Raw genomic sequence first — 23,473 nt, 5'->3', positions numbered from 1 at the left:
TGGGGTGTTGTGGGTGGTGCGGGGGAGGGTGGTGGGTGCGGAGAGTTCGTCGGTGCCGGGGGTGGGAGCGTTGTTGGCTTCCGGTGGTGTGCTGGAGCGTGATGTGTGGCGGAGTGCTGTCGGTCGGGGGGACGCGGTGCGGGTTCTCGTCGACGAGGGGTATTTACCTCGCGGCGCCGCGGAGGTCTGTCTGCTCGGGGCCCTCTACGACGCCGCGTACTTCACCCTGACGCCCGCCGATGCGCCCGCCCGGTTCCGGTATGACGACGCCGGGGACGTCCCCGGCGTCGTCCGCCCCGTCGAGGCCGGCGCGCTGGAGCGGGAGACGGTTCGACGCCGGGCCCTGCTGGAGCGGGCCTGGCCGGACGGCCGCGTCGACGAGGCGCCCCTCGTGCGCGCCGACTCCCGTCCGCCGCCACAACTCCCCGCACGGCGACGCGCGGTGCTCGACGAGGTCGACGGCGAGCGCACGGCCTCCGACATCGCACGCCGGCTCGGACGCCGGGGTTTCCCGGTCCTGCTCGACGTCCGCCGGCTGGCCGCGGCGGGGTTGGTGACGGCGAGGCCGCAGGCTCCGCCAACTGACGCCAGCCACAGGGCCGTTGGCCCCACCCCGTCCACAACCCTCGCACCGGCCGCCGGATCCACGTCAACTGCCGCATCCGCGCAGCCTGTTGGCCCTTCCCTGGCTGCCGCATCCGCACCGCCCGCCATCCCTTCCCCAACTTCCGCATCCGCGCCGCCTGTTGATCCTTCCCCGGCTGCCATCTCCCCGACGTCCACATCCGCGCCGCCTGCCGAACCTCCCCCGACCGCCACCACTTCCCCAACCACCCCCGCCCCGCCCCCTCCGGACGAGGTGGGCCCCGATGACGACCCTCACATCAACCTGCTGAGAAGGCTCAGAGATGCGCTGGAAGCCCTTTGAGCGGTATCGGCCGCAGGCCGAGAGGAGAGACCTGATGGCTCACGAGGCCGAGATACTCGACGAGTTGAGGCGGCTTCGGGTAGGAGTCCCGCAGCTCACGGGCGTGTTGGCGGCCAGCGTCGACGGACTCGTCCTCGCGGCGGACACCCCCGGCGTCGAACCGGAGGGCGTCGCCGCCCTGACCGCCGCCGCGCTCGGCGTGGCCGTCCGCCTGGCGGAGGCGACCGGGCAGGGCGAACTCCGGGAACTGCTGGTCCGGGGAGTCGACGGGTACGTCGCGACGTACGCCGCCGGCGACGCGGCCGTCCTCACGCTGCTCGCCCAGGACCGCGTGAACGTGGGCCGCCTGCACCTCGAAGGACGCCGGACCAGCACGCGGATAGGGGAGTTGGTCGACGCGGCGGCCAAGGAGAGAACGGCGCGAAAGGGCACCGCGACGAGAAAACCGTCCACTCCCGCCAAGCCCACCTCTCCCCCCGCCCCCGGCGCCTCCGACGGCGTCCCCCTCCCCACGCTTCCCCCCTTACCCGCGCGCACTCCATCCAACAACGCGCGCTCCACCGAAGAGAGTTGAAAGGAACCACCGTCATGGCCAACACCGAGACCGCCTTGAAGGAAGCCCTCGCCTCGATCGAGGGGGCCACCGCCGTCGCCCTCGTGGACTACACCAGCGGCATGGCCCTCGGCACGCTCGGCGGCAGCAAGAGCTTCGACCTGAACGTCGCCGCCGCCGGCAACACGGACGTCGTCCGCGCGAAGATGCGCACGATGGAGCACCTGGGCCTGAAGGGCCAGATCGAGGACATCCTCATCACCCTCAGCGACCAGTACCACCTGCTGCGGCTGCTCAGCGGTCGCAGCGGCAACGGCCTCTTCCTGTACCTCGTCCTGGACTCCAAGCGCTCCAACCTGGCGATGGCGCGCCACCAGTTGAAGCGGATCGAGGAGGAGCTGGAGGTCTGAGGCCCTTCAGGACGAACGCCGGTCCCCGGGCGGGGCCCCACACCCGCCCGGCCCGCGTCACATCACGGCCGACCCGAAAACCCGGGCCACCGCCCGCTCACGCCGAAGCCCCAGCCCGTCGGCGCGCTCCCCCAGGAGCCGCATCGCCCGCCGCGATCCCGGTACTCCGGAACCCCTTGACCCCCTTGCCGACCACCCCGCCCCCACGCCGCCCCAGCCAGTCCACCCGCACCCACAGCAGTTCCCCGGCCCCCCGCTCCCACCGCCCGAGCCGGACGGCCTTCCACCACAGCCCCACCCCGCACCCGGCGATCAGCATCCCCACCCCCGCGGGCACCACGAACGAACTCCCCACCGCCACAAGGAACGCCCCGGCCAGCCCCCACCGATGCCCCCGCCGCCAGTTCCGCACGCTGACGCCCCGGTCCTGGAGCAGGTCGTGCTTCCCCGCCCGCACGGCCCCCCGCGCCAGCGCCTCGTACCGCCGACGCCGCGCCCACGCGACAACGAACGCCGCCACGAGGAACCCCGCGGCCCCCGCGAGCACCCCGATCCGCCGCCCAGTCACCCCCGGCACCAACACCCCGACCCCCGCCCCCAACACCCCGCACCACCACCAGCCCACAGCAGCGGCCCGCACCACAACAGCCACCCGAACCAACCCTTGCCCACCGCGCACGACGCCTCGCCTCCCCAAGCCGATCCTCCGGTCCGGACTTCGCCGGGAAACCTACCGACCGAACGTGAAACGAACCTGAGAAAGCCCCGCCCCCCCCTGACGCCCCCTCACTCCACGAACAACCCCCGAGCCGCAGCCCCCGCGTCGAACTCCTCCAACCAAGCCTGCGCCTCCGGCAAGTCATCACACATCGCCTCCAGCAACACCCGCCCGAGCAGCATCGGCGCACAGGCGGTATCAAAGGCGAGCCCCGTCCCCACAGCCGCGGGCAGCATCAGGTCGGACACCTTGGCGACCGGCGCGAACGCGGAGTCGGCGACGGTCACGACCGTCAGCCCCACCCCCTTCGCGTACCCCAGCGCCTCCACGACCTCCCGGGGATGCCGGGGCAGCGCGAAACAGAGCAGCGCGGAGGCCCCGGCACGGACGACCGCGTCGATCCGGTCCCGCAGCATGGACCCCCCTTCGTCGAGCAGCCGCACATCGGGGTGCACCTTCGCCGCGAAGTACGAGAACCCGTACGCCTGGGACGCCGCGGCCCGCAGCCCCAGCACCGGCAGCGGCCGGGACGCGGCGAGCAGCCGCCCGGCCCGCCGGACGGGCCCGTCGTCCGCCAGCGCCTCCGCGAGATGCCGGAGATTGGAGATCTCGGCCTCGACGGCCTGCTGGTACGCGTTGAACGGCCGGGAGGCCGCCGCCGACTCGACGGGCGCGACCTCCCGCAGGTGGCGCCGCAGCGCGGGATACCCGTCGAACCCGAGGGCCACGGCGAACCGGGTGACGGACGGCTGGCTCACCCCCGCCAGCTCCGCCAGCTCGACGCTGGACAGGAACGGCACGTCGGCGGCCCGCCGCACCATGCTGTGGGCGATCCGCCGCTGCGTCGGCGTGAGCCGGTGCCCCTCGAAGAGCGCCTGAAGCCGCGCGGCGGGACCCTCGGACACGCTCATCTTGTGCTCCCCCTGGCTATTCAGGCTGCGACGTCCCTGCATGTTGTCATACAGGCCGCACCGCTCCCCCGCACCACCGCCCGGCAAAGGATCGTTAAACAGGCACGCAGAGTAAGTGACTGCGCGCGTACGGTGATTCATCCCTCCCGTGAGGATCCACGTACGACCCCGAGGAAGCGTCATGCCCTCCAACCGCCGGGCTTTCCTGACGGCCAGTGCCGTCGCCGCCCTGGCCACCGCCCCCGCCGCCGCCGCGACCCGCGCCCCGCGCAGCCGCCGTCCGCACCGCACCGGCCCTCCGGCCACCGCCGCCGAGGCCCTGGCCGAACTCCTCGCCGGCAACCGGCGTTACGCGGCCGGCCGCCCCAGCCACCCGCACGAGGACCGGCGCCTGCGCCACGCCCTCGCGGGCGGCCAGCACCCGTACGCCGTCGTCCTCGGCTGCGTCGACTCCCGTGTGCCGCCGGAGCTGATCTTCGACCAGGGCCTCGGCGACGTGCTGTGCCTGAGAACGGCGGGGCAGGTGCTGGACGAGGCCGTCCTCGCGTCCGTCCAGTACGGCGTGGCGGAGCTGCGCATCCCCCTCGTCCTGGTCCTCGGCCACGAGCGCTGCGGCGCGGTCGCCGCGACCCTCGACCACCTGCGGTCCGGCGCCGACGCCCCCGGCCACCTCGAACTCCTCGTCGAGGAGATCGCCCCCGCCGCGCACCGCACCCGCGCCGTCCCCGGCGACTGGGCCGAGCACACCATGACCGCCCACACGGTCCGCGTCCGCGACACCCTCCGCCACGACCCGGCGTTCTCCGGCGCCCAGGTGACCGCCGCCCGCTTCGACCTCGACACGGGCCTGGTGACCGTCCTGCCGTAGCCGCTCGGGACGCCGGCACCCGCGCCGCCCTCCCGGCGTCCCCCGCCCCAAGAGGGGGGCTACCCCCCGTGCGGCGCCGCGCCACGCTCCCTAGCCTGGAGGAGGTTCCAGGGGATTGAGGAGACGACGATGACGGCCGGCCGGGACACCGAACTGAAGAAGGAACTCGACGCGACGCTGCACGCGCGCAGGGAGCTGGGCGAGGAGTACGACTCGGCGCTGGTCGAGTCGTTCCTGGAGAAGGTGGACCAGCGCATCGACGGGGCGGTGGAGCGCCGGGTGCGCCGGCAGTTCGCCGAGCAGCAGATGTCGGCGGCCCGGGACGCCCGTACGCCCGGCCCGGCCGACTCCTGGGGCGAGCGCTTCGGCTTCGGGATCGTCTCTCTCGTCCTCGCGATCCCCCTCTCGGCGATCGCCGTCGTCAACGCCGACCTCCCCGGCCTCTTCGTCGCCTGGGCCGGCATCGTGGGCGTCAACGCGGTCCACGCCTTCCGAGGATCCCCCGGCCTCGTCGAGGCCCTGCTGAGCCGCCGCCGGGGGAAGTCCCGGAAGGACGACCGCTGGGAGGACTGAACCCGGCGCACAGGTAGTCCTCCAGGTCGACGGCGCCGGACGACAGGTGCGCCGACACCTCCGCGAAGCGGTCGACCGGCACCCGCAGCACCGCCCCCACCAGGTCCGCCAGGTCCAGCGCCAGCAGCAGGTGCTCGCGCTGGGCGCGGGCGTCCGCGAGGAAGACGTGGTGCAGGTCCTCCCCCAGCAGCTCACCGATCTCGACCCCGTCGTACCCGGGGTCGTTCACACACGTCGCCGCGGTCCCCAGCACCGCGCACAGCGCGTCCCACGCGGTGTCGTCGGAGAAGTCGGTACGCACGACGAGCGAGGTCAGACCGTTGGGCTGGGGAAGCGGCATACGGCACATCCTCGCAGCCGCCGTAGTACCCGTAGTACCGCTGAGGGTCCCCGGAAAGAGATATGCGCGGGGACCGCCGCACCCCCTGTGAGGGGGGCGGGACGACGGCGGTCCCCGCGAGGGACGCGGGCTGAACCCTGCGTCCTAGGCGTCTGTGGAGGTCCGGGAGCCGCTCCGGAGGTCCGTGACGCCGTTCGGTTCGCCGGTTCGGCGGGGAGCCGCTCCCGCCTGCCGACACCCACCAATGTGCCGGACTCGTGTTAAGCGAGTGCTGCGCGGACGTGACGCGCTCGTACCACTTCCGCGAAGTCCATCGTTTCGGTGGGTAAAAGGATGTTCAACGGTGGAACCCGGGGGGCACCGCAGGTTTCCCCGCCGTACACCCCGAGCGCCGGTCGACTTACGCGCCGCTCACTTGCCGTTCTTCGCGAGGAACGCGAGCAGGTCCTGCCGGCTCACGACCCCCTTCGGCTTCCCCTCGACCAGCACGATCGCCGCGTCCGCCTCGCCCAGCACCGACATCAGGTCCTCGACGGGCTCCCCGGAGCCGACCTGCGGCAGCGGCGCCGACAGGTGCTTCTCCAGCGGGTCGACGAGCGACGCCCGGTTGGAGAACAGCGCGTCCAGCAGCTCCCGCTCGACGACCGAGCCGACGATCTCCGCCGCCATCACGTCCGGGTGCCCGGCGCCCGGCTTGACGACCGGCATCTGCGAGACGCCGTACTCGCGCAGCACCTCGATCGCCTGGCCGACGGTCTCGTCGGGGTGCATGTGCACGAGCGAGGGGATCGCGCCGTGCTCCTTGTCGTCGAGGACGTCGCTGACGCGCGCGCTCAGGCCCTCGTCCTCCAGGAAGCCGTAGTCCTTCATCCACTCGTCGTTGAAGATCTTCGACATGTACCCGCGCCCGCTGTCCGGCAGCAGGACGACGACGACGTCGTCCGGGCCGAGGCGTTCCGCGACCCGCAGCGCCGCGACGACGGCCATCCCGCAGGAGCCGCCGACCAGCAGGCCCTCCTCCTTCGCGAGGCGGCGGGTCATCTGGAAGGTGTCCTTGTCCGAGACGGCGACGATCTCGTCGGCCACGCCGCGGTCGTACGCGCTCGGCCAGAAGTCCTCACCGACGCCCTCGACGAGGTACGGGCGTCCCGAGCCGCCCGAGTACACGGAGCCCTCCGGGTCGGCGCCGATGACCTTGACCCGGCCGTCGCTCGCGTCCTTCAGGTAGCGGCCGGTGCCGGAGATCGTGCCGCCCGTGCCGACGCCGGTGACGAAGTGGGTGATCCGCCCCTCCGTCTGCGTCCAGATCTCCGGGCCCGTGGACTCGTAGTGCGACAGGACGTTGTTCGGGTTCGAGTACTGGTCGGGCTTCCACGCGCCGGGGGTCTCCCGTACGAGGCGGTCCGAGACGTTGTAGTACGAGTCCGGGTGCTCCGGGGCGACGGCCGTCGGGCAGACGACGACCTCGGCGCCGTACGCGCGCAGCACGTTGATCTTGTCCAGGCTGACCTTGTCGGGGCACACGAAGATGCACTTGTACCCCTTCTGCTGGGCCACGATCGCCAGCCCCACGCCGGTGTTTCCGCTGGTCGGCTCGACGATCGTGCCCCCGGGCTTGAGCTCACCGCTCTTCTCCGCCGCCTCGATCATGCGTACGGCGATGCGGTCCTTCACCGAGCCGCCCGGGTTGAAGTACTCCACTTTCGCCAGGACGGTCGCCTGAATGCCCTGGGTCACGCTGTTGAGCTTCACCAGCGGGGTGTTGCCGATGAGGCTGATCATCGAGTCGTGGAATTGCACCGTTGTCTCCGGTCACTTGCAAAAGGTTGGTCGTGATGGTGCCGCCAGCCTAAAGCCCTGACCGGGGGCGGTGCCGGACGGCGAGAGTCGCGGGCCCCCGGGAGATTGGGTGGCGGGGTCCGCGGGGCAAGGAGAGGTTGTACGGCGACGAGGGAGGTGGCGGCGAGGTATGACCAGCATGTCGAGGGCACGGGTGGCCCGGCGCATCGCGGCGGGCGCCGCGTACGGCGGCGGCGGAATCGGGCTCGCCGGGGCAGCGGCGGTGGGACTCCTCCTCGCGGAGGCCCAGTGGGCCCGCCGGCACGTGGAGAACGTGACGTCGGCCCGGGTGCCGCAGGCGGACGGGGTGTACGGGAGCGTGTACGCGGGGGTGGGGGCGGGGGTGACGACGCCGTCGGGGTTGACGGCGTCCTCGGGCGCGGCACCGGGCTCGGGCCCGGCGGTCTCCGGCTCGGCGGTCTCCGGCTCGGCGTCGGACTCGGGGCCGGCCTCGGCATCGTCCTCGGCGTCCAGCGAGGGCACGGCGTCCGCGTCGGGCTCTGCCGAACCCCCGTTGCGGCTCGTGCTTCTGGGTGATTCCACGGCTGCCGGGCAGGGGGTGCACCGGGCCTCGCAGACGCCGGGTGCACTGCTCGCGTCGGGGCTCGCCGCGGTGGCGGAGCGTCCCGTGCGCCTGCGCAACGTCGCTCTCCCCGGGGCGCAGTCCGACGACCTCGACCGGCAGGTCTCCCTCGTCCTCGGCGCCGGCGAACCCGTGCCGGACATCTGCGTGATCATCGTCGGCGCGAACGACGTCACACACCGCATGCCGCCGACCCGGTCCGTGCGGCACCTCTCCGCGGCGGTGCGGCGGCTGCGGACGGCGGGCGCGGAGGTGGTCGTCGGCACGTGTCCCGACCTCGGCACGATCGAACCGGTGGGCCAGCCCCTGCGCTGGCTGGCCCGCAGGGCGTCCCGCCAACTGGCGGCGGCGCAGACGATCGGGACGGTGGAGCAGGGCGGGCGGACGGTCTCCCTGGGCGACCTCCTGGGCCCCGAGTTCGAGGCGAATCCCCGGGAGCTGTTCGGCCCCGACCACTACCACCCGTCCGCCGAGGGCTACGCGACCGCCGCCATGGCCGTCCTCCCCACCCTCTGCGCCGCCCTCTCCCTCTGGCCGGCGGAAGAGGACCGCCCCGACACCTCCCGCCACGAAGGCTTCCTCCCCGTCGCCCGCGCGGCAGCCGAAGCGGCGGCAGAACCCGGCACCGAGGTCACCGCCGCCCTCCCCACCGGCCCCCGAGGCCCCTGGGCCCTCCTCAAACGCCGCCGCAGAAGACTCCCCGAGCCGACGGGCACCCCCTGACCAAGCCGTGACACGAGGTGAGCCGGCGACGGAGCTGAGCGGGAGCACCGGGGGGGAGGAAACGCGGAAGCGGGAACCGGCGCAGGCACAGACGGGTGGGACGCCGCATCGGCGAGGAGACCACGTCGGCCGGGAGCTTCCCCACCCCGGCCCCGGCCCGCCGCACCCCACCTCCGCCGGCCTCGGCCCCTCTCGCCCCCGCCCCCGCTTCCAGCCCCCCGGCCTCTACCTGCCGCCCGTCCCACTCCCCGTGTCGAACGAGATCCACGTGTCCGGCGTCAAGTCAGGCCGTCCCGGTACCGCACGGTGTTCCTCTGTCCATGCCTCGCCGGCCACCTCCGTGGCGACGCGGCGCCAGAAGGGGGCGGCGGTGGGGTTGGTGTCCTGGAAGGGGATCTGCCAGGGGCCGGGGTGGTGGGAGATGAGGGTGCGGGCGGCGGTGAGGCCGAGGCCACGGCGGCGGGTGGCGCGGGTGATGAAGAAGGTGTTCATGATGGCGGAGGGGCCGTCAAGGCCGCGGATGAAGGAGAGGCCGATGGGGCGGTCGTCGAGAAGGAGGAGGTAGGGGGCCCAGCCGGGTTCGCCGAACGCGGAGTCGACGCGTTCGCTGCGGAAGGAGCCGTCGGGGAAGGGGAGGGTCCCGGAGAATTCGGAGAGGTCGTGGCGGAACATGAGCCAGAGCCGGTCGACGACACCCCGGTCGGCGGGCACGGCGGTACGTATCTGCATGGCGAGCCTTTCAGCGTGGTCCGCGCCCGGGAAACGGGCACGAAAAAAGCCTCCGCGGCGGGGAAGTCCCGCCGTGAAGGCTCGCTGGTGATCGACACCATAGCAGCGAGCCTCGCCCCCTCCCCACCCGTCCAAGCAAGCGCTTGGACAATTGCGGTCAGGGTCACACCACAACCCCCGTGACCAACCCCATACGTCCGGGTAACTTCCAAGCACCAGCTGATCCGTGAACGTCAATGGAGCCGTGATGCCCGAAGCCGTGATCGTCTCGACCGCCCGCTCCCCCATCGGCCGTGCCAACAAGGGCTCCCTGAAGGACCTGCGCCCGGACGACCTGACCGCGACGATCATCCAGGCGGCCCTCGCGAAGATCCCGGAGCTGGACCCGAGGGACATCGACGACCTGATGCTGGGCTGTGGCCTGCCCGGCGGCGAGCAGGGCTACAACCTGGGCCGCATCGTCGCCGTCCAGATGGGCATGGACCACCTCCCGGGCTGCACGGTCACCCGCTACTGCTCGTCGTCGCTCCAGACGAGCCGCATGGCCCTGCACGCGATCAAGGCGGGCGAGGGCGATGTCTTCATCTCGGCCGGCGTCGAGATGGTCTCCCGGTACGCGAAGGGCAGCTCGGACGGCCTCCCGGACACCACGAACCCCCTGTTCGCCGAGGCCCAGGCCCGCACGGCGGAGGTCGCCCAGTCGACCGGCTCGACGTGGCACGACCCGCGCGAGGACGGCCTCGTCCCCGACCCGTACATCGCGATGGGCCAGACCGCGGAGAACCTGGCCCGCGTGAAGGGCGTGACCCGCCGGGACATGGACGAGTTCGGCGTCCGCTCCCAGAACCTCGCCGAGGAAGCCATCAAGAAGGGCTTCTGGGAGCGCGAGATCACCCCGGTCACCCTGCCGGACGGCACGGTCGTCTCGAAGGACGACGGCCCGCGCCCCGGCGTGACGCTGGAGGGCGTGGAGGGCCTGAAGCCGGTGTTCCGCCCCGACGGCCTGGTGACGGCGGGCAACTGCTGCCCGCTGAACGACGGCGCCGCCGCCGTCGTCATCATGTCGGACACGAAGGCCCGCGAGCTGGGCCTCACCCCGCTCGCGCGGATCGTCTCCACCGGCGTCTCCGGCCTCTCCCCCGAGATCATGGGCCTCGGCCCGGTCGAGGCGAGCAAGCAGGCGCTGAAGCGGGCGGGGCTGACGGTCGGCGACATCGACCTCGTCGAGATCAACGAGGCGTTCGCGGCGCAGGTGATCCCCTCCTACCGCGACCTCGGCATCGACCTGGACCGGCTGAACGTGAACGGCGGCGCCATCGCCGTCGGCCACCCCTTCGGCATGACCGGCGCGCGCATCACGGGCACGCTGATCAACTCCCTCCAGTTCCACGACAAGCAGTTCGGCCTGGAGACGATGTGCGTGGGCGGCGGGCAGGGCATGGCGATGGTGATCGAGCGGCTGAGCTGAGCCGGACGGCGGCCCGTGGACGGCCTTTTGACGGCCGTCCGTGACCGCTGTGGCACCCGAAGTCACCGGTCGGCCCGGAGTGAGGGATTCCCCCGAACTCCGGGCCGATTTGTGATCCAATCTCCCCCAGGATGTGACCTATCTCCCTGACCACCGCAATTCCCCAGCTCAGGGCCGTTCCACCCACTGTCTCCGGGCCCAAAGTCCTGTCCGTTTCGTGACGTTACGCACTGACAGTGGGCGAGTCCGCCCGCCAAGCTGAGGTAGGAAGTCGGGGGTCGACTTTGAACCGGGAGTACGTCAGTGAGCGCCTTGCCGATCGCCCTGCTGGTCACCACGGCCGCCACCGGCGCCGTGGGTGTCGCCGTCCTGCGCACCCTGCTGGCGCTGCGCCGCCAGGTGACGGCGCTGAGCACCCAGCTCGCCGAGGACCACGCCGCCCTGGCGCACGGTCTCGTACCCGCCGCGCGCAGCTCCGACACCGACGGGATACGCGCCGCCGTCGCGGAGGCGCTGGCGGAGGAGCGGGAGCGCGAGCTGGCCGAGGCGCGGGCGTTCTGGGCGGCCCAGGAGGCCCGTGACGTCTCCGAGGCGCCCTCCTTCCTCGGGCTGCCCGACAGCGAGCTGTACCTCCCCCGCCAGGCCGACTTCGCCGGCCTGGAGCCGGTGGGCGAACTCCCCTCGGACGCGGACGAGTTGACGGCCGGTGACTCCCCCGAGCTGGCCGCGGCCCGCCGCCGCCACCCCTCCCACCCCGACTTCGTCCCCGTCCAGTCTCCCGTCATGGGCGACCACGAGCGCACGGTGAGCACGCTGGAGGAGCTGGCCGCCGGGCGCGTGGAACTGACGGACGTCCGTCCGGGCCCGCTCGGCACCCTCGACGTCTACGTCTTCGCCGACGGCACGACCCTCTGCATGACCCCGGGCCACCGCGAGACCGCCGAACGCCTCGCCTCCGCCCTCACCGCCGGCCACGCCCCGATCCTGCTGGGCGGCTCCGGCATCTCGGGCGCGTACACCCTGACGTTCGAGTGCGGCGAGGAGACGGTCTACATCCTGGCGGACAGGGTGATAGCGAGCTTGTAGGGGGCGATGCAGGGGCGGGCGCTTGTGGTTTTCAGGGGCGCGGGGCTGTATCGATATGCGGCTCCGCCGCGTGGGCGCGAACAACCACGACGGCGGGAAAGCCGCCAACGCTCCTCAGACCCCCGCCCTCTTGCGCGCGTCTTCCACCACCCGCACCGCCTCCTCGACCTCACCCACGCTCCGCAGGACCACCGCGAGGTCATGCGCGGCGACGGTGATCTGATCGGCGACGGCGAACATCCCGGCGTCCGGCATCACCCGGACCTCGTCCCCCGGCGTCTCCACCTCCTGCGCCCACCGGGCCAGATCCTGAGCGAGCCGCAGCGCCTCAGCGGCAGCGCCCCGCTGGAGACGGCTCTGCGGTGCCGCCCTCAACCGATCCGCAAACAAATCAACCGCGCGCAACAACGGCGTCGTATCCACCACGCCCGCGAGACTACGCCACCACACCCCCACGACTCCTCCGGGACGGGGCTGTTGCCAACGGGCGAACCCTCAGGCACGGTGACTTGAAGGACCGGCTCACACCCCATCGCGTCCGGAGGCGCCGATGTCCCAAGTCTTCTCCGAGGAGACCCATCGCAACCTGCTCGCCCGCATCCCCCACTGCACCGGTCGTGAAGTCTCCGACTGGCTGCGCACCGTCGACGAAGGCCCCGCTCTCCGCTTCGAGGAGAAGGTCAGCTGGCTCCGTCACGAGCACAACCTGGCCTACGGCCACGCGAAAGCCCTCATCCACGAGTACGACCTGAGGAGGGCCGCGCGCAAACTCCGGTAGCCCGCGCGCAAGGTAGCTGCCCCCGCACACGAAAGGGCCCCGCGGCGCGAACCGCGGGGCCCTCTCAGGTACTACGGGTACCGCTCAGGTACTACGGGGTACTAGTCGTCCCCGCCCTGGAGGATCGCCAGGAGCCGCAGGAACTCCATGTAGATCCAGACGAGGGTCATGGTGAGCCCGAAGGCCGCGAGCCACGCCTCCTCGCGGGGCGCGCCGTAGGCGATCCCGTCCTCGACCTGCTTGAAGTCCAGCGCGAGGAAGCACGCGCCGAGCAGGATGCCGATGATGCCGAAGACGATGCCGAGGCCGCCGCTGCGGAAGCCGAGGCCGTCCCCGCCGCCGAAGACGGCGAACAGCATGTTGATCGCCATGAGCAGCACGAAGCCGAGCGCGGCGGCCATCACGAAGCCGTAGAAGCGGCGGTTGACGCGGATCCAGCCGGCCTTGTAGGCGACCAGGACACCGGCGGAGACCGCCATCGTGCCGAGCACGGCCTGGGTGACGACGCCGGCCGAGATGTACGTCGACACCGCGGCGGAGATCACCCCGAGGAAGACGCCCTCGAAGGCGGCGTAGCCGAGGATCAGCGCGGGGGCCGGACGCTGCTTGAAGGACTGGACGAGCGCCAGCACCATCGCGACCAGGCCGGCGCCGATGGCGATGCCGTAGGACTTGCCGAGGTTGGCCTCGTCGACCGGCAGCAGGAGCCAGGAGAGGACCGCGGTCACGATGACCGTGCCGAGCGTCATCGCGGTGCGCGAGACGACGTCGTCGATCGTCATCGCGCCGGAGGCGGCCTGCGGCGGGGCACCTTGCTGGGTCTGCTGGGCGTACGGGTTCGTCGCGTAGGGGTTACCCGCCTGCTGGGCATACGGGTTCGCCTGCGTGGCGACAGCGGGTCCCCCGGCCTGCGGCGTGGCGTTGAAGCCCGCGTAGCCGTTGTCGCGGCTGAAGCCCCGTCGCGAGAAGACCGGGTTTCTGCTCCTCATTTCACTCCTCCATGGCCACCTCGCGTGGCCTTGGCATCAAGAGTAATGGAACGGCAAAGGAATGACCCTAGTGCTTGAGGAGGATCTTTCTCCGCCGTGGTTGCGCCAACACGCTACGCGGCTTGTTGATTCCCTGGCCGGTCGGAACCCATTCATGACCAAGTCGCGACACGTCCGGAACCGGGGGGAGACCGTCCGCTTATCCGCCCCGTACACCTTCAGTACGAGAACCCCGTGTACCCCTCCGCCAGCTCCGCACTCGCCGCCCGCGACCCCGCGATCCGCTCCAGGCGCGCGAGCTGGAGGCGGCTGTCGAAGGGGTCCGCGTCGGGTGCGCGGTGGAGCATCGTCGTCATGTCGTAGGAGAAGCGTTCGGCCTGCCAGATCCGGTGGAGGCAGTCCGCCGAATAGGTGTCGAGGAGTTCCGGTGAGCCGGTCTCCTTCTCGTGCGCGAGGGCCCGCGCGAGGGTCACGACGTCGCCGACCGCGAGGTTGAGTCCTTTCGCGCCGGTGGGCGGGACGATGTGCGCGGCGTCGCCGGCGAGGAAGAGGCGGCCGTGGCGCATGGGCTCGTGGACGTAGGAGCGCATGGGGGTGACGGACTTCTGGGTGATGGGCCCGCGCCGGAGCGTCCAGCCGTCGTCCGTTTCGAGGCGGCGGTCGAGTTCGTCCCAGATCTCGTCGTCGGTCCAGTCGTCCGCGTCGGTGCCCGCCGGGACCTGGAGGTAGAGGCGGGAGACGGACGGGGAGCGCATGGACAGGAGGGCGAAGCCGCGGTCGTGGCGGGCGTAGACGAGTTCGTCGTGGGACGGCGGCACGTCCGCGAGGATGCCGAGCCAGGCGAAGGGGTAGGCGCGCTCGAAGGTGCGGGACACCTCGGGGGGCACGGCCTGCCGGGCGATCCCCCAGAACCCGTCGCAGCCGACGACGTACGAGCACTCCAGCACGTCCTCGGCGCCCGCGTGCCGGAACCGCACCCGGGGCCGCTCCCCCTCGACGCCTTCGACGGCAAGGGCCTCCGCCTCGAACAACAGCGGCCCCCCGTCGGCGAGCTGGAGCGCTATGAGGTCCTTGCAGACCTCGGTCTGGGCGTACACGGTGACGGACCGTCCGCCGGTGAGGCCGGGGAAGTCGACGCGGTGCCGGCGCCGCTCGTACCGCAGCTCGATCCCGTCGTGCCGCAGTCCCTCCTTGTCGAGCCGTACCCCCGCTCCGGCCGCCCGGAGGACGTCCGCCGTCCCCTGTTCCAGGATCCCGGCCCGCTGGCGGTGCTCGACGTACTCCCGGTCGTGGCTCTCCAGTACTACGGAGTCGATGCCGGCGTCGTGGAGCAGGCGTGCGAGGAGGAGGCCGGCGGGGCCGGCGCCGATGATGCCGACGGTGGTGCGCATCGAGCGTTCCCTTCAAGGGTGTTCGCGTAGTGAAGTTTCCTTCACCAACCTCTGCCCATGAGTCTGCGCCCGCCATCAGGCAGTGTCAACGGGTTCGGGGAGCGCGGTCGGCGCAACGGTCGCCGCGGCGGCCGGCACGGTGGTCGGCGCGGTCGAACAAAAGGGTCATACGTTCGCCGAAGGGGGCGGAGGTGCCCAGAGCCGGACTTGAACCGGCACGCCCGCTTCGGGGCAGCGAGGTTTAAGCTCGCCGTGTCTGCATTCCACCATCTGGGCTGGCCAAGGGCTCCGCGACGTCGCGTCCCGAGCCTATCGGGGCCCTCCCCCCCAACAGTGGGCGGGGGAACCGATGTTGTCTTATTTTATTGATGTCTGAGGGAGCATCAGGCCGCGGAACAGGCCATACGCACTTGCCAGTAGCCTTACGGGCGATCACCGCGCGTGTACGCGGAATGACGGAATTTCACCGCCTGAACAAGGGCGCTCCACCGGTTCTCGACAACCGCCCCCGCCGCACACCGTGTTCCCACCGTCACCTCCGGTGTCAGGGTCACGGCTCCTCCCCAGGTATGACAAGAGCGCCTTGTGTCAGACCCGAGAGGGCATCTCCAGATTGAACTGAAGAGTGACTACAACGACGGGGTGCGCCGTCGACGATGGACGAGTCCAGCCCCCGTCCTCAGGAGCGCATCCCGTGACCACCAGCCCTCTCGCAGCTCGGCCCACCGCCGCCGTGGCCGCCCGAGCCACGGATCTTTCGAAGATCTACGGCCAGGGAGAAACCCGGGTGGTCGCCCTGGACCGCGTCTCCGTGGACTTCCACCAGGCCCAGTTCACGGCGATCATGGGCCCCTCGGGCTCCGGCAAGTCGACGCTCATGCACTGCGTGGCCGGCCTCGACACCTTCTCCTCCGGCTCGGTCCGCATCGGGGACACGGAGCTGGGCAGCCTGAAGGACAAGCAGCTCACCAAGCTCCGCCGGGACAAGATCGGCTTCATCTTCCAGGCGTTCAACCTCCTGCCGACGCTGACGGCACTGGAGAACATCACGCTGCCGATGGACATCGCCGGCCGTAAACCCGACAAGCAGTGGCTCGACACCGTCATCGGCATGGTCGGCCTGTCGGGCCGGCTCAGCCACCGCCCCTCCCAGCTCTCCGGCGGCCAGCAGCAGCGCGTCGCGGTGGCGCGGGCGCTGGCCTCCCGTCCGGACATCGTCTTCGGTGACGAACCGACCGGTAACCTCGATTCCCGCTCCGGCGCGGAAGTCCTCGGATTTTTGCGTAATTCCGTAAGGGAGCTCGGCCAGACGGTCGTGATGGTGACCCACGATCCGGTCGCCGCGTCGTACGCGGACCGCGTGATCTTCCTGGCGGACGGCCGCGTGGTCGACGAGGTCCACAACCCCACGGCGGACTCCGTCCTCGACCTGATGAAGCAGTTCGACGCGAAGGGCCGTACGAGCTGATGTTCCGCACCGCCCTGCGCAACGTCCTCGCGCACAAGGCCCGCTTGCTGATGACCGTCCTCGCGGTCATGCTCGGCGTCGCGTTCGTCTCGGGGACCCTCGTCTTCACCAACACCCTCTCGGGCGCCCTGGAGAACAGCTCCGCGAAGGGCTTCGACCAGGTCGATGTCGCCGTCCAGCCCAAGGCCCAGAAGGCCAGGGCCGACGAGGTCGCCAAGCGGCCCGAGCTGACCGACGCCCTGCTGAAGCGCGCCGCCTCGGTCGACGGCGCGGCCTCGGCGACCGGCGTGGTCACCGGCTTCACCGCCCTCGCCGACAAGGACGGCGAACTCATCGGCGAGGGCTTCGACTCCCAGGGCGGCAACTACTGGGGCGCCCAGGACCCGCGCTACCCGCTGACCAGCGGCACGGCCCCGAAGGGCGCGGACGAGATCGCCCTGGACGCCGAGACGGCCAAGCGCGCCGGCTACCGGGTCGGCGACACCGTCCGCCTCTCGGTCGACGGCCCCGTCCTGACCCCGAAGGTCACCGGCATCTTCACCACGAACGACGGCAACGTCGCGGCGGGCGGCAGCCTCACCCTCTTCGACACGGCCACCGCGCAGAAGCTCTTCGGCAAGACCGGCACGTACGACGAGATCGACGTCAAGGCCGCCGCCGGCGTCTCGCAGACGGCCCTCAAGTCGGCCCTCGACAAGGCGCTCCCGACGGACAAGGTCGAGACGACGACGCGCGACCAGCTCGCCGCCGACCAGGCCGAGGTGATCTCCGCGTCGATGAGCGGCCTCAAGCAGGGCCTGCTGGTCTTCGCCGGGATCGCCCTCTTCGTCGGCACCTTCATCATCGCCAACACCTTCACGATGCTGGTCGCCCAGCGCACCAAGGAACTGGCGCTGCTGCGCGCGGTCGGCGCCTCGCGCCGGCAGGTGACGCGGTCGGTGCTGATCGAGGCGTTCGTGGTCGGCCTGGTCGCCGGGGTGAGCGGCCTCGTCGCGGGCATCGGCATCGGCGCGGGCCTGCGCGCCCTGCTGGGGATGACGGGCGCGATCCTCCCGGACGGCCCGCTGGTCGTCTCGTCCGGCACGATCGCCTCCGCGCTCGCCGTCGGCGTCGTCATCACCATGCTCGCCGCCTGGCTGCCGGGCCGGCGCGCCGCGAAGATCCCGCCGGTCGCCGCGATGAGCAGCGTGCACGCCCAGGCGACGACGCGCTCCCTCGTCGTGCGCAACACGCTCGGCTCGCTGGTCTCGGCCGCGGGCGCGGGGACGGTCCTGGCGGCCACGACGATGCAGGGCACCGAGGCGCGCACGGCCATGGGCATCGGCGCGGTCCTGCTGATCATCGGGGTCTTCATCCTGACGCCGCTGCTGTCGCGCCCGCTGATCGCGGCGGCCGGGCCGCTGATGCGGGGGTTCGGGATCTCCGGCAAGCTGGCCCGCCAGAACTCGGTGCGCAACCCGCGCCGGACGGCCGCGACGGCGTCCGCGCTGATGATCGGGCTGACGCTGATCACGGGCATGACGGTGATCGCGGGGAGCCTCCAGAAGGCGATCGAGAAGATGGCGTCCGACTCGATCCGCGCCGACTACGTCGTCTCCATGGCCAACGGCAACGCCCTCTCGCTCGACGTGGAGCGCAAGCTGAAGGAGACGCCGGGCGTCGAGGCGACCAGCCCGCTGCGCAACGCGCCGTCCAGGATCGACGGCGACACCGAGTACCTGACGGGTGTCACCGGCGCGGTCATCGGCGACCTGGTCGGCCCGAAGGTCGAGGAGGGGCGCTTCGAGGTCGGGGGCACGAACGTCGTCGTCGACAAGTCCACGGCCGGGCTGCACGACTGGAAGCCGGGTTCGGTGTTCACCGTCCACTACGAGGACGGCAAGGACCAGAAGCTCACGGTGAGCGGGATCTACGAGGGCAACGACTTCCTGCGGGGCATCCTCCTCGACACCGCGACGCTCGCGCCGCACCAGAGCGACGCGACCGACATGCAGGTCATGGTCAAGACGGCCGGCGGCACGTCGGCCGCGGTGAAGGACGGGCTGGAGAAGGCGCTCGGGGACAACCCCGGCATCAAGGTCCAGAGCAAGAAGGACATCTCGAACGAGATCGCCCAGTTCTTCACGCTGCTGCTGAACTTGCTGTACGGGCTGCTCGCGATGGCCGTCATCGTCGCCGTCCTCGGGGTCGTCAACACGCTCGCCATGTCGGTGTTCGAGCGGTCCCAGGAGATCGGGATGCTGCGGGCGATCGGGCTCGACCGGCGGGGCATCAAGCGGATGGTCCGGCTGGAGTCCCTGGTCATCTCCCTCTTCGGCGGTGTCCTCGGCATCGGGCTCGGCATCTTCTTCGGCTGGGCGGCGGGTGAGCTGATGAAGAGCGGCCTGCGGACGTACGAACTGGTCCTCCCCTGGGACCGCATCGCCCTCTTCCTCGCCCTCGCGGGTGTGGTGGGCATGCTGGCGGCGCTGTGGCCGGCTCGGCGCGCGGCCCGGCTGAACATGCTGGGGGCGATCAAGTCCGAGTAGCGGGGGGTGGGTTGAGGGGGGGTGGGTCGAGGGGCGGTCTCCCATAACGGGGGTGGAGACCGCCCCGTCTCTCATGTGCGGGGTGTTTCCGGGCAGGGGCTGTGGGGAGGCCCCGTCACCCGGCCCAGACCCGGGTCCGCAGCGGCAGTCCGGAGCTCCCCGACTCGGGGGTGCGGACGGCGAGGACCTGGTTGACGCCGATGCGGTTGCGTTCGAAGGCGAGGGCGGAGGCGGCCATGTAGAGCTGCCAGACCCGGGCCCGTCCGGGGCTGACGAGTTTCAGCGCCCGTTCCCATCCGTCCTCCAGGTTGCTCACCCAGCGGCGCAGCGTCAGCGCGTAGTGCTCGCGGATCGACTCGACGTCGCGCACCTCGAACCCGGCGCGCTCCAACTGCGTGACGGTGGTGCCGAGCGGCGCGAGTTCGCCGTCGGGGAAGACGTACGCGTCGATGAACGAGTCGACCTCGTAGGCGGTTTCGTCCATCCGGGGCGGCCGGGCGATCTGGTGGTTGAGCAACCGGCCGCCGGGAGCGAGGAGTTGGTGGAGCCGGCGGGCGTACTCCAGGTACTTCTCGGCGCCGACGTGCTCGGCCATGCCGATGGAGGAGATCGCGTCGAAGGGGCCGTCGTCGACGTCCCGGTAGTCCTGGACGCGGATCTCGACGACGTCCGTGAGCCCGGCGTCGGCGACGCGCTTACGGGCGAGGGCGGCCTGCTCCTGCGAGAGCGTCACGCCGACGACTCTGGCGCCGTGCTCGCGCGCGGCGTGGATCGCGAACGAGCCCCAGCCGCAGCCGACGTCCAGCACCCGCTGCCCCGCGCCGACCCCCAACTTCCGGCACACCAGCTCCAGTTTGTCCCGCTGCGCCGCTTCCAGCGTCTCGTCGTCCTCGCTCCAGTAGGCGCAGGAGTAGACCATGGACGGCCCGAGCACCAGCGAGTAGAACTCGTTCCCCACGTCGTAGTGGTGGCTGATGGCGCGGCGGTCCGTGTGCCGGGTGTGCAGATGCCGGACCCGCCGGGCTTCCTCGGGCGGCGGCGTGGGTGCGAGGGGCAGCCCCGCGAGCCTGATCAGCCCGACGACTCCGCGCCTGAAGTCGGCCCGCCGCAGCGACTGCGCCAGTGAGGGCGCCTCCTCCCCGCGCTCCCAGATGACCCCGGCCAGCAGCTCCAACGCCCGGTAGAGATCCCCCTCGACCGTGACGTCCCCCGCCACCCAGGCCCGGGCCAGCCCCAGTTCCCCCGGCTTGAACAACAACCGCCGCAACGCCCGCCGGTTCCTCACCACCAACACCGGCCCCTCCTCCGGCCCGGCCTCGGACCCGTCCCACGCCCGGATCCGCACCGGCACCTCCCCGCCGGCCACCAACTCCAACGCCCCCTTGAGCCGCACCGCGGCACCACCCATGACACCCACCTCCGTGACATCGATCCCGGAACGACCTGTCACCCCCTAAACACCCACCCACCCCCGTTCCACTCCCTTACAACCATCAAGCCACAGTAAATCCGTCAGATCCGGTCACCGCACACCTCAGCCACCCCCGCCAGCCCCCTCACATCCCTGAACGTAGGACACGATCAGCTCCTTCATCGCTTCAGAGTCCGACCGCTCCACCGTTGACAAGGTCGGCATCATCAACTGGCAGCATTCACTTTGGAAGGCAAGTCACACCTGGCGCGAGAGTGGGCATACACGGTCGCATTCTCCGCCAATTCAATGAGGCCCGATCGCAGTTCCGAATCGCCCGCATCACCCTTTTCCTTCAAATGGACATGCACGCTGAGGTACCTATTCGCTCCGCGCGACAGGCAAGGTGAATAGATTGCCGCAATCCGACTGGAAGCCACGGCCCTATCACCTGCTTCGAAAGGAGTCAGGGAGGACGCGGGAACCAGTTGCTCAACCACCTCTTTCACCCATTGATCCGTATTCTCGTACTCCACCAGCTCCGCTCGGGCCACAGCAACCTGCTTGCCGTCACCGTAAACAAAGCAATACGTCCCGTAAGAGCTATCCATCTCATCAACACGGGAGGCAGTAACATCATCCCTCGAGGAATATTCTGACTTTTTGGGCAGAACTTCCCTCAACGCCGCTCCAGCACGCGCCGCGTCACCGAGCGAACCGCATACTTCGCCAGCCTTAATCTCTCGCACTTCTTTGAACGGCGGAAACCCAAAGACATACAGCACTGTCATGACCAGGACTACAGCCAACACGAACCCTGCAGGGATGAAGATCTTCGGGCGGTTGATTTTCAACGTTCAGCCTTCCGAGTCGAGGCTTCGGGGTACACCCTCGCCTTCGATGTAGTCATTGATCTTAGAACGGGCGGTATCGAATCCTGACTCTGCAGCGTTGGCCACGGAACCCTCGATGAGTGGATGACGTTGACCAGCTGCTTCTCCGGCCTTCTTGGCAGCTTCTTCGACCAAGGAATAAGTCGAGTCCCTGGTGTCATTGAACAGACTTCCGTTGCGGTAGACAATTTCATCGGTACTGTCCTTTGCCATGCCGCCGGTGATGCTGCCGATGAGTTCATCCGCAACCGTACCCGCCACATCACCGATGACGGCTCCGCCCGGTCCTGTCATCGGCGCAGTAGCCATACCAATGCCAATACCGATGACAGTTCCGCCCCAAGTGCCAGCGGATTCCAGTGCCGAGTTGTACTCGGCATCCGCTTCCGCGCCACGAACCTCGTTCTCGTAAGCGCGACCGGCAGCGATAATCCCTTCAATCTGTCCGGCAGTCTTCGCAACCCCCTCCATTCCCTGCTTGAGACTGTCGGACTGAGAGAATCCCGGGTCGAGATAAACACCGGGATGCGTGAAGTGGTGATGCATCAACTGTGTCGTGTAGCTGTACTGACCCAGATTTACAGCAGCATACCCTTCCGGATTCCTGCCAAGTGCGTAGAGGAATCGAGTCAATTCCTTCTCTCCAGGGTTCGCAACAGAACCCACGACCGGATAAAGAGCCTCATCATTTTTTCCCGCAGACAGCTGCCGATGAATGTCCGGCATGTATTCTGCCGTAATCTGCCCCATACTGTCCGACATATAGCCATTGCCAGTAAGGAGCGTGTCCTTCTGCGAGATCGACGAGATAATGGACTCGAACAGTTTGGTCTGTTGGCTGTTGTGCGGCGGCGTGTCCGCGGTGGGCATCTCCCCCGCCGGGTGCCCTGTGGTCGCTGCTTCCAGGGCCATGGCCATGTAGTTCTGGCCGGTGTGGAGGTCGTCGCCTTTGAGGTTGGTTTCCTGGGGCCAGTCGCGTTCTTCGAAGAGGTACTGGAAGTTGGAGAGGCCGACTTTGCCCTTGTAGCTGTTCTCGTCGTCGGAGTCTCGCTCGAAGGGGTTGTTGGGGTCGTCCTTGGCTACGTACTCGGCGTTGAAGAAGGTGGTCGCGGCGTCGGGGCTGTTGGCGAGGCCGCGCATGTAGCCGGTGAGGGGGTCGGCGCCGGTGTCGTCGCCGAGGAAGTTGAGGCGTTGGTAGGTGCCGCCGGCGCCGCCGAACTGCCAGACGCGGTTGGGCTGTTGGCCGTAGGCGGTGAGCTGCTTCTCCTCGGCCATCAGGCGATTGCCGTAACCGGTGAGGAACTTGTCGTCGTAGTCGCCGACGCGCATCAGGTTGCTCATGACCTGGAAGCCCATGGGGCCGCTGTCGCCGCCGATCCTCGTCGCGCCGAGGCCGGTCATGTCGCGCTTCCAGGCGGTCATCGCGGAGGAGTCGCTCTGCGAGGCGCCCGCGAGGGTGAGGCTCAACCCCCGCTGGAGGTCGTCGAGTTGGTCGCGGCGTTCGTCGACGACGTCGTAGTTGCGGCCGTCGGTGAGGCCGGACCAGAACTCCAGGGTCTTCTGCGGTCCGAGGGTCGCGGCGAACCGTTCGGCGAACAGCGGGTCGTCGGCGTACTTCTTGAAACCCGCGTTGAGCTGGTCGAACTCCTTGACCGTCAGGTCGTGGGGGTCCTTCTTCGCCAGCCTGGCGAGGTTGTCGGCTTCCTTGACGGCCTCGGCGGCGGAATCCCGGTCCTTGTAGTCGGCACCCGAGAAGCCCAACTCGCTCTGGTCCACGAGGGCCTTGAGGACGGTCGCCGCCGAACTGTCGCTCGTGGACGCCTGGTTGAGGATCTTCTGGATGTCGTCGCGGACGGCGGTCATCTCGGCGGTGCGGTCCGGCTCCTTGCCCGCGGGGTCCTGGGGGCGGGTCGTCAACGTGACCATGAAACCGTCGCCGTTGGGGAGGACGCTGAAGCCCTTGGTGTTGGCGTTGCTGACGGCCGTCGTCAACTGCTGGTGGAAACCCTTGAGTTCGCCGAGGGTGTCCTCCAGGATCCGGTAGATGCTGTTCGCCTGGGTGTGGGCGTCGGCGAACTCACCGGCCGTCTTGCCGATGAACTCCTTGCTGACCTGCTGGTTGACGCCAGCCCAGTTGGCCTTGTTGGCCGCCTGGTGCAGCCCGGTCTCCGCGTCCTTCTGGAGCTGCGCCAGGCTCGTGACGAGCGTCCCCCAGTCGGTGACCGCTTCGGAGAGCAGGGTGAAGTTGGCGTGGTACAGGGCGTCGAATTTCACGGGGCGTCATTC

Annotated in this window: 22 protein-coding genes and 1 tRNA gene; 10 read left to right on the top strand and 13 right to left on the bottom strand. The window is 69.9% G+C overall.

The window, feature by feature from the left end; translation table 11 throughout:
* Positions 1 to 163 precede the first annotated feature (163 nt).
* Positions 164 to 595, bottom strand: coding sequence for a hypothetical protein (locus IAG44_RS24665; RefSeq protein WP_187749252.1), 432 nt, complete (start codon positions 593 to 595; stop codon positions 164 to 166).
* Positions 596 to 962: 367 nt separating this feature from the next.
* On the opposite strand from IAG44_RS24665, the gene IAG44_RS24660 reads away from it, so the two are divergent.
* Complete coding sequence (locus IAG44_RS24660) at positions 963 to 1,502, top strand: roadblock/LC7 domain-containing protein (protein ID WP_187749251.1); 540 nt, start codon at positions 963 to 965, stop codon at positions 1,500 to 1,502.
* Between the two features lie 14 nt (positions 1,503 to 1,516).
* A complete protein-coding gene (locus IAG44_RS24655) occupies positions 1,517 to 1,891 on the top strand; it encodes a roadblock/LC7 domain-containing protein (RefSeq protein ID WP_187749250.1) in 375 nt (124 codons plus the stop codon).
* A gap of 97 nt (positions 1,892 to 1,988) precedes the next feature.
* On the opposite strand, the gene IAG44_RS24650 is transcribed toward IAG44_RS24655, so the two are convergent.
* Together IAG44_RS24650 and IAG44_RS24645 are read right to left on the bottom strand one after the other, a co-directional pair.
* Positions 1,989 to 2,543 carry a hypothetical protein gene (locus tag IAG44_RS24650; protein ID WP_187749249.1) on the bottom strand — a complete coding sequence of 185 codons (555 nt, stop codon included), beginning with the start codon at positions 2,541 to 2,543 and terminating at the stop codon, positions 1,989 to 1,991.
* 134 nt (positions 2,544 to 2,677) lie between these two features.
* Entirely contained in the window at positions 2,678 to 3,520 is an 843-nt protein-coding gene (locus IAG44_RS24645; RefSeq protein WP_187749248.1) for a MurR/RpiR family transcriptional regulator, read from the bottom strand.
* A 181-nt stretch (positions 3,521 to 3,701) separates the two neighbouring features.
* Between IAG44_RS24645 and IAG44_RS24640 the strand changes: the two genes are divergently transcribed.
* Positions 3,702 to 4,388, top strand: coding sequence for a carbonic anhydrase (locus IAG44_RS24640; protein WP_187749247.1), 687 nt, complete (start codon positions 3,702 to 3,704; stop codon positions 4,386 to 4,388).
* Between the two features lie 129 nt (positions 4,389 to 4,517).
* On the top strand, positions 4,518 to 4,961 hold the full coding sequence (locus tag IAG44_RS24635; protein ID WP_187749246.1) for a hypothetical protein: 444 nt from the start codon (positions 4,518 to 4,520) through the stop codon (positions 4,959 to 4,961).
* Here the strand turns inward: IAG44_RS24635 and IAG44_RS24630 are convergent.
* Together IAG44_RS24630 and IAG44_RS24625 are read right to left on the bottom strand one after the other, a co-directional pair.
* Positions 4,861 to 5,301: a DUF6924 domain-containing protein gene (locus IAG44_RS24630; protein ID WP_187749245.1), complete on the bottom strand. Its 441-nt coding sequence runs from the start codon at positions 5,299 to 5,301 to the stop codon at positions 4,861 to 4,863. The two genes, IAG44_RS24635 and IAG44_RS24630, sit on opposite strands and share 101 nt — an antisense overlap.
* A gap of 411 nt (positions 5,302 to 5,712) precedes the next feature.
* A complete protein-coding gene (locus IAG44_RS24625; protein WP_187749244.1) occupies positions 5,713 to 7,101 on the bottom strand; it encodes a cystathionine beta-synthase in 1,389 nt (462 codons plus the stop codon).
* Between the two features lie 169 nt (positions 7,102 to 7,270).
* Here IAG44_RS24625 and IAG44_RS24620 point away from each other — a divergent pair, with 169 nt between their 5' ends.
* Positions 7,271 to 8,446: an SGNH/GDSL hydrolase family protein gene (locus IAG44_RS24620; protein ID WP_187749243.1), complete on the top strand. Its 1,176-nt coding sequence runs from the start codon at positions 7,271 to 7,273 to the stop codon at positions 8,444 to 8,446.
* Positions 8,447 to 8,671: 225 nt separating this feature from the next.
* On the opposite strand, the gene IAG44_RS24615 is transcribed toward IAG44_RS24620, so the two are convergent.
* On the bottom strand, positions 8,672 to 9,175 hold the full coding sequence (locus tag IAG44_RS24615) for a GNAT family N-acetyltransferase (protein WP_187749242.1): 504 nt from the start codon (positions 9,173 to 9,175) through the stop codon (positions 8,672 to 8,674).
* A 247-nt stretch (positions 9,176 to 9,422) separates the two neighbouring features.
* Here IAG44_RS24615 and IAG44_RS24610 point away from each other — a divergent pair, with 247 nt between their 5' ends.
* Together IAG44_RS24610 and IAG44_RS24605 are read left to right on the top strand one after the other, a co-directional pair.
* Complete coding sequence (locus IAG44_RS24610; RefSeq protein ID WP_187749241.1) at positions 9,423 to 10,643, top strand: acetyl-CoA C-acetyltransferase; 1,221 nt, start codon at positions 9,423 to 9,425, stop codon at positions 10,641 to 10,643.
* Positions 10,644 to 10,946: 303 nt separating this feature from the next.
* Positions 10,947 to 11,729 (top strand): hypothetical protein, encoded by a 783-nt coding sequence (locus IAG44_RS24605; RefSeq protein WP_187749240.1) that lies wholly within the window; start codon positions 10,947 to 10,949, stop codon positions 11,727 to 11,729.
* A gap of 114 nt (positions 11,730 to 11,843) precedes the next feature.
* Here the strand turns inward: IAG44_RS24605 and IAG44_RS24600 are convergent, their stop codons facing one another.
* Positions 11,844 to 12,155 carry a hypothetical protein gene (locus IAG44_RS24600; RefSeq protein WP_187749239.1) on the bottom strand — a complete coding sequence of 104 codons (312 nt, stop codon included), beginning with the start codon at positions 12,153 to 12,155 and terminating at the stop codon, positions 11,844 to 11,846.
* A 124-nt stretch (positions 12,156 to 12,279) separates the two neighbouring features.
* Here IAG44_RS24600 and IAG44_RS24595 point away from each other — a divergent pair, with 124 nt between their 5' ends.
* The gene (locus IAG44_RS24595) at positions 12,280 to 12,507 is read left to right on the top strand and encodes a DUF4287 domain-containing protein (protein ID WP_187749238.1); all 228 of its coding nucleotides are present in this window, start codon (positions 12,280 to 12,282) and stop codon (positions 12,505 to 12,507) included.
* A gap of 101 nt (positions 12,508 to 12,608) precedes the next feature.
* Here the strand turns inward: IAG44_RS24595 and IAG44_RS24590 are convergent, their stop codons facing one another.
* From IAG44_RS24590 to IAG44_RS24580, 3 genes are all read right to left on the bottom strand, one after another.
* Positions 12,609 to 13,496 carry a Bax inhibitor-1/YccA family protein gene (locus IAG44_RS24590; RefSeq protein ID WP_187749237.1) on the bottom strand — a complete coding sequence of 296 codons (888 nt, stop codon included), beginning with the start codon at positions 13,494 to 13,496 and terminating at the stop codon, positions 12,609 to 12,611.
* A 218-nt stretch (positions 13,497 to 13,714) separates the two neighbouring features.
* The gene (locus IAG44_RS24585) at positions 13,715 to 14,887 is read right to left on the bottom strand and encodes a 4-hydroxybenzoate 3-monooxygenase (RefSeq protein ID WP_187749236.1); all 1,173 of its coding nucleotides are present in this window, start codon (positions 14,885 to 14,887) and stop codon (positions 13,715 to 13,717) included.
* A 192-nt stretch (positions 14,888 to 15,079) separates the two neighbouring features.
* Positions 15,080 to 15,163: transfer RNA gene (locus IAG44_RS24580), tRNA-Leu, on the bottom strand.
* A 418-nt stretch (positions 15,164 to 15,581) separates the two neighbouring features.
* On the opposite strand from IAG44_RS24580, the gene IAG44_RS24575 reads away from it, so the two are divergent.
* Positions 15,582 to 16,355 (top strand): ABC transporter ATP-binding protein, encoded by a 774-nt coding sequence (locus tag IAG44_RS24575; RefSeq protein WP_187749235.1) that lies wholly within the window; start codon positions 15,582 to 15,584, stop codon positions 16,353 to 16,355.
* The gene (locus IAG44_RS24570; protein ID WP_187749234.1) at positions 16,355 to 18,883 is read left to right on the top strand and encodes an ABC transporter permease; all 2,529 of its coding nucleotides are present in this window, start codon (positions 16,355 to 16,357) and stop codon (positions 18,881 to 18,883) included. The genes IAG44_RS24575 and IAG44_RS24570 overlap by 1 nt, the downstream gene beginning before the upstream one ends.
* A 115-nt stretch (positions 18,884 to 18,998) precedes the next feature.
* Here IAG44_RS24570 and IAG44_RS24565 read toward each other — a convergent pair whose 3' ends face one another.
* The 3 genes from IAG44_RS24565 to IAG44_RS24555 form a co-directional block, all read right to left on the bottom strand.
* On the bottom strand, positions 18,999 to 20,291 hold the full coding sequence (locus IAG44_RS24565) for an SAM-dependent methyltransferase (RefSeq protein WP_187749233.1): 1,293 nt from the start codon (positions 20,289 to 20,291) through the stop codon (positions 18,999 to 19,001).
* A gap of 230 nt (positions 20,292 to 20,521) precedes the next feature.
* A complete protein-coding gene (locus IAG44_RS24560; RefSeq protein WP_187749232.1) occupies positions 20,522 to 21,085 on the bottom strand; it encodes a hypothetical protein in 564 nt (187 codons plus the stop codon).
* Positions 21,086 to 21,151: 66 nt separating this feature from the next.
* On the bottom strand, positions 21,152 to 23,461 hold the full coding sequence (locus IAG44_RS24555) for a hypothetical protein (RefSeq protein WP_187749231.1): 2,310 nt from the start codon (positions 23,459 to 23,461) through the stop codon (positions 21,152 to 21,154).
* Between the last annotated feature and the right edge of the window lie 12 nt (positions 23,462 to 23,473).

The organism is Streptomyces roseirectus (genome assembly GCF_014489635.1).
Lineage (GTDB): Bacteria > Actinomycetota > Actinomycetes > Streptomycetales > Streptomycetaceae > Streptomyces > Streptomyces roseirectus.
The sequence above is the reverse complement of the archived record's forward strand: the minus strand, read 5'-3'. Positions and strand labels throughout refer to the sequence as shown.

What these genes read in the sequence shown, in the direction of transcription:
- IAG44_RS24655 (WP_187749250.1), top strand. Translation starts at nt 1,517, where the DNA reads ATGGCCAACACCGAGACCGCCTTGAAGGAAGCCCTCGCCTCGATCGAG.
- IAG44_RS24570 (WP_187749234.1), top strand. Translation starts at nt 16,355, where the DNA reads ATGTTCCGCACCGCCCTGCGCAACGTCCTCGCGCACAAGGCCCGCTTG.
- IAG44_RS24620 (WP_187749243.1), top strand. Translation starts at nt 7,271, where the DNA reads ATGACCAGCATGTCGAGGGCACGGGTGGCCCGGCGCATCGCGGCGGGC.
- IAG44_RS24660 (WP_187749251.1), top strand. Translation starts at nt 963, where the DNA reads ATGGCTCACGAGGCCGAGATACTCGACGAGTTGAGGCGGCTTCGGGTA.
- IAG44_RS24590 (WP_187749237.1), bottom strand. Translation starts at nt 13,496, where the DNA reads ATGAGGAGCAGAAACCCGGTCTTCTCGCGACGGGGCTTCAGCCGCGAC.
- IAG44_RS24560 (WP_187749232.1), bottom strand. Translation starts at nt 21,085, where the DNA reads ATGACAGTGCTGTATGTCTTTGGGTTTCCGCCGTTCAAAGAAGTGCGA.
- IAG44_RS24595 (WP_187749238.1), top strand. Translation starts at nt 12,280, where the DNA reads ATGTCCCAAGTCTTCTCCGAGGAGACCCATCGCAACCTGCTCGCCCGC.
- IAG44_RS24615 (WP_187749242.1), bottom strand. Translation starts at nt 9,175, where the DNA reads ATGCAGATACGTACCGCCGTGCCCGCCGACCGGGGTGTCGTCGACCGG.
- IAG44_RS24645 (WP_187749248.1), bottom strand. Translation starts at nt 3,520, where the DNA reads ATGAGCGTGTCCGAGGGTCCCGCCGCGCGGCTTCAGGCGCTCTTCGAG.
- IAG44_RS24565 (WP_187749233.1), bottom strand. Translation starts at nt 20,291, where the DNA reads ATGGGTGGTGCCGCGGTGCGGCTCAAGGGGGCGTTGGAGTTGGTGGCC.
- IAG44_RS24610 (WP_187749241.1), top strand. Translation starts at nt 9,423, where the DNA reads ATGCCCGAAGCCGTGATCGTCTCGACCGCCCGCTCCCCCATCGGCCGT.
- IAG44_RS24640 (WP_187749247.1), top strand. Translation starts at nt 3,702, where the DNA reads ATGCCCTCCAACCGCCGGGCTTTCCTGACGGCCAGTGCCGTCGCCGCC.
- IAG44_RS24630 (WP_187749245.1), bottom strand. Translation starts at nt 5,301, where the DNA reads ATGCCGCTTCCCCAGCCCAACGGTCTGACCTCGCTCGTCGTGCGTACC.
- IAG44_RS24585 (WP_187749236.1), bottom strand. Translation starts at nt 14,887, where the DNA reads ATGCGCACCACCGTCGGCATCATCGGCGCCGGCCCCGCCGGCCTCCTC.
- IAG44_RS24635 (WP_187749246.1), top strand. Translation starts at nt 4,518, where the DNA reads ATGACGGCCGGCCGGGACACCGAACTGAAGAAGGAACTCGACGCGACG.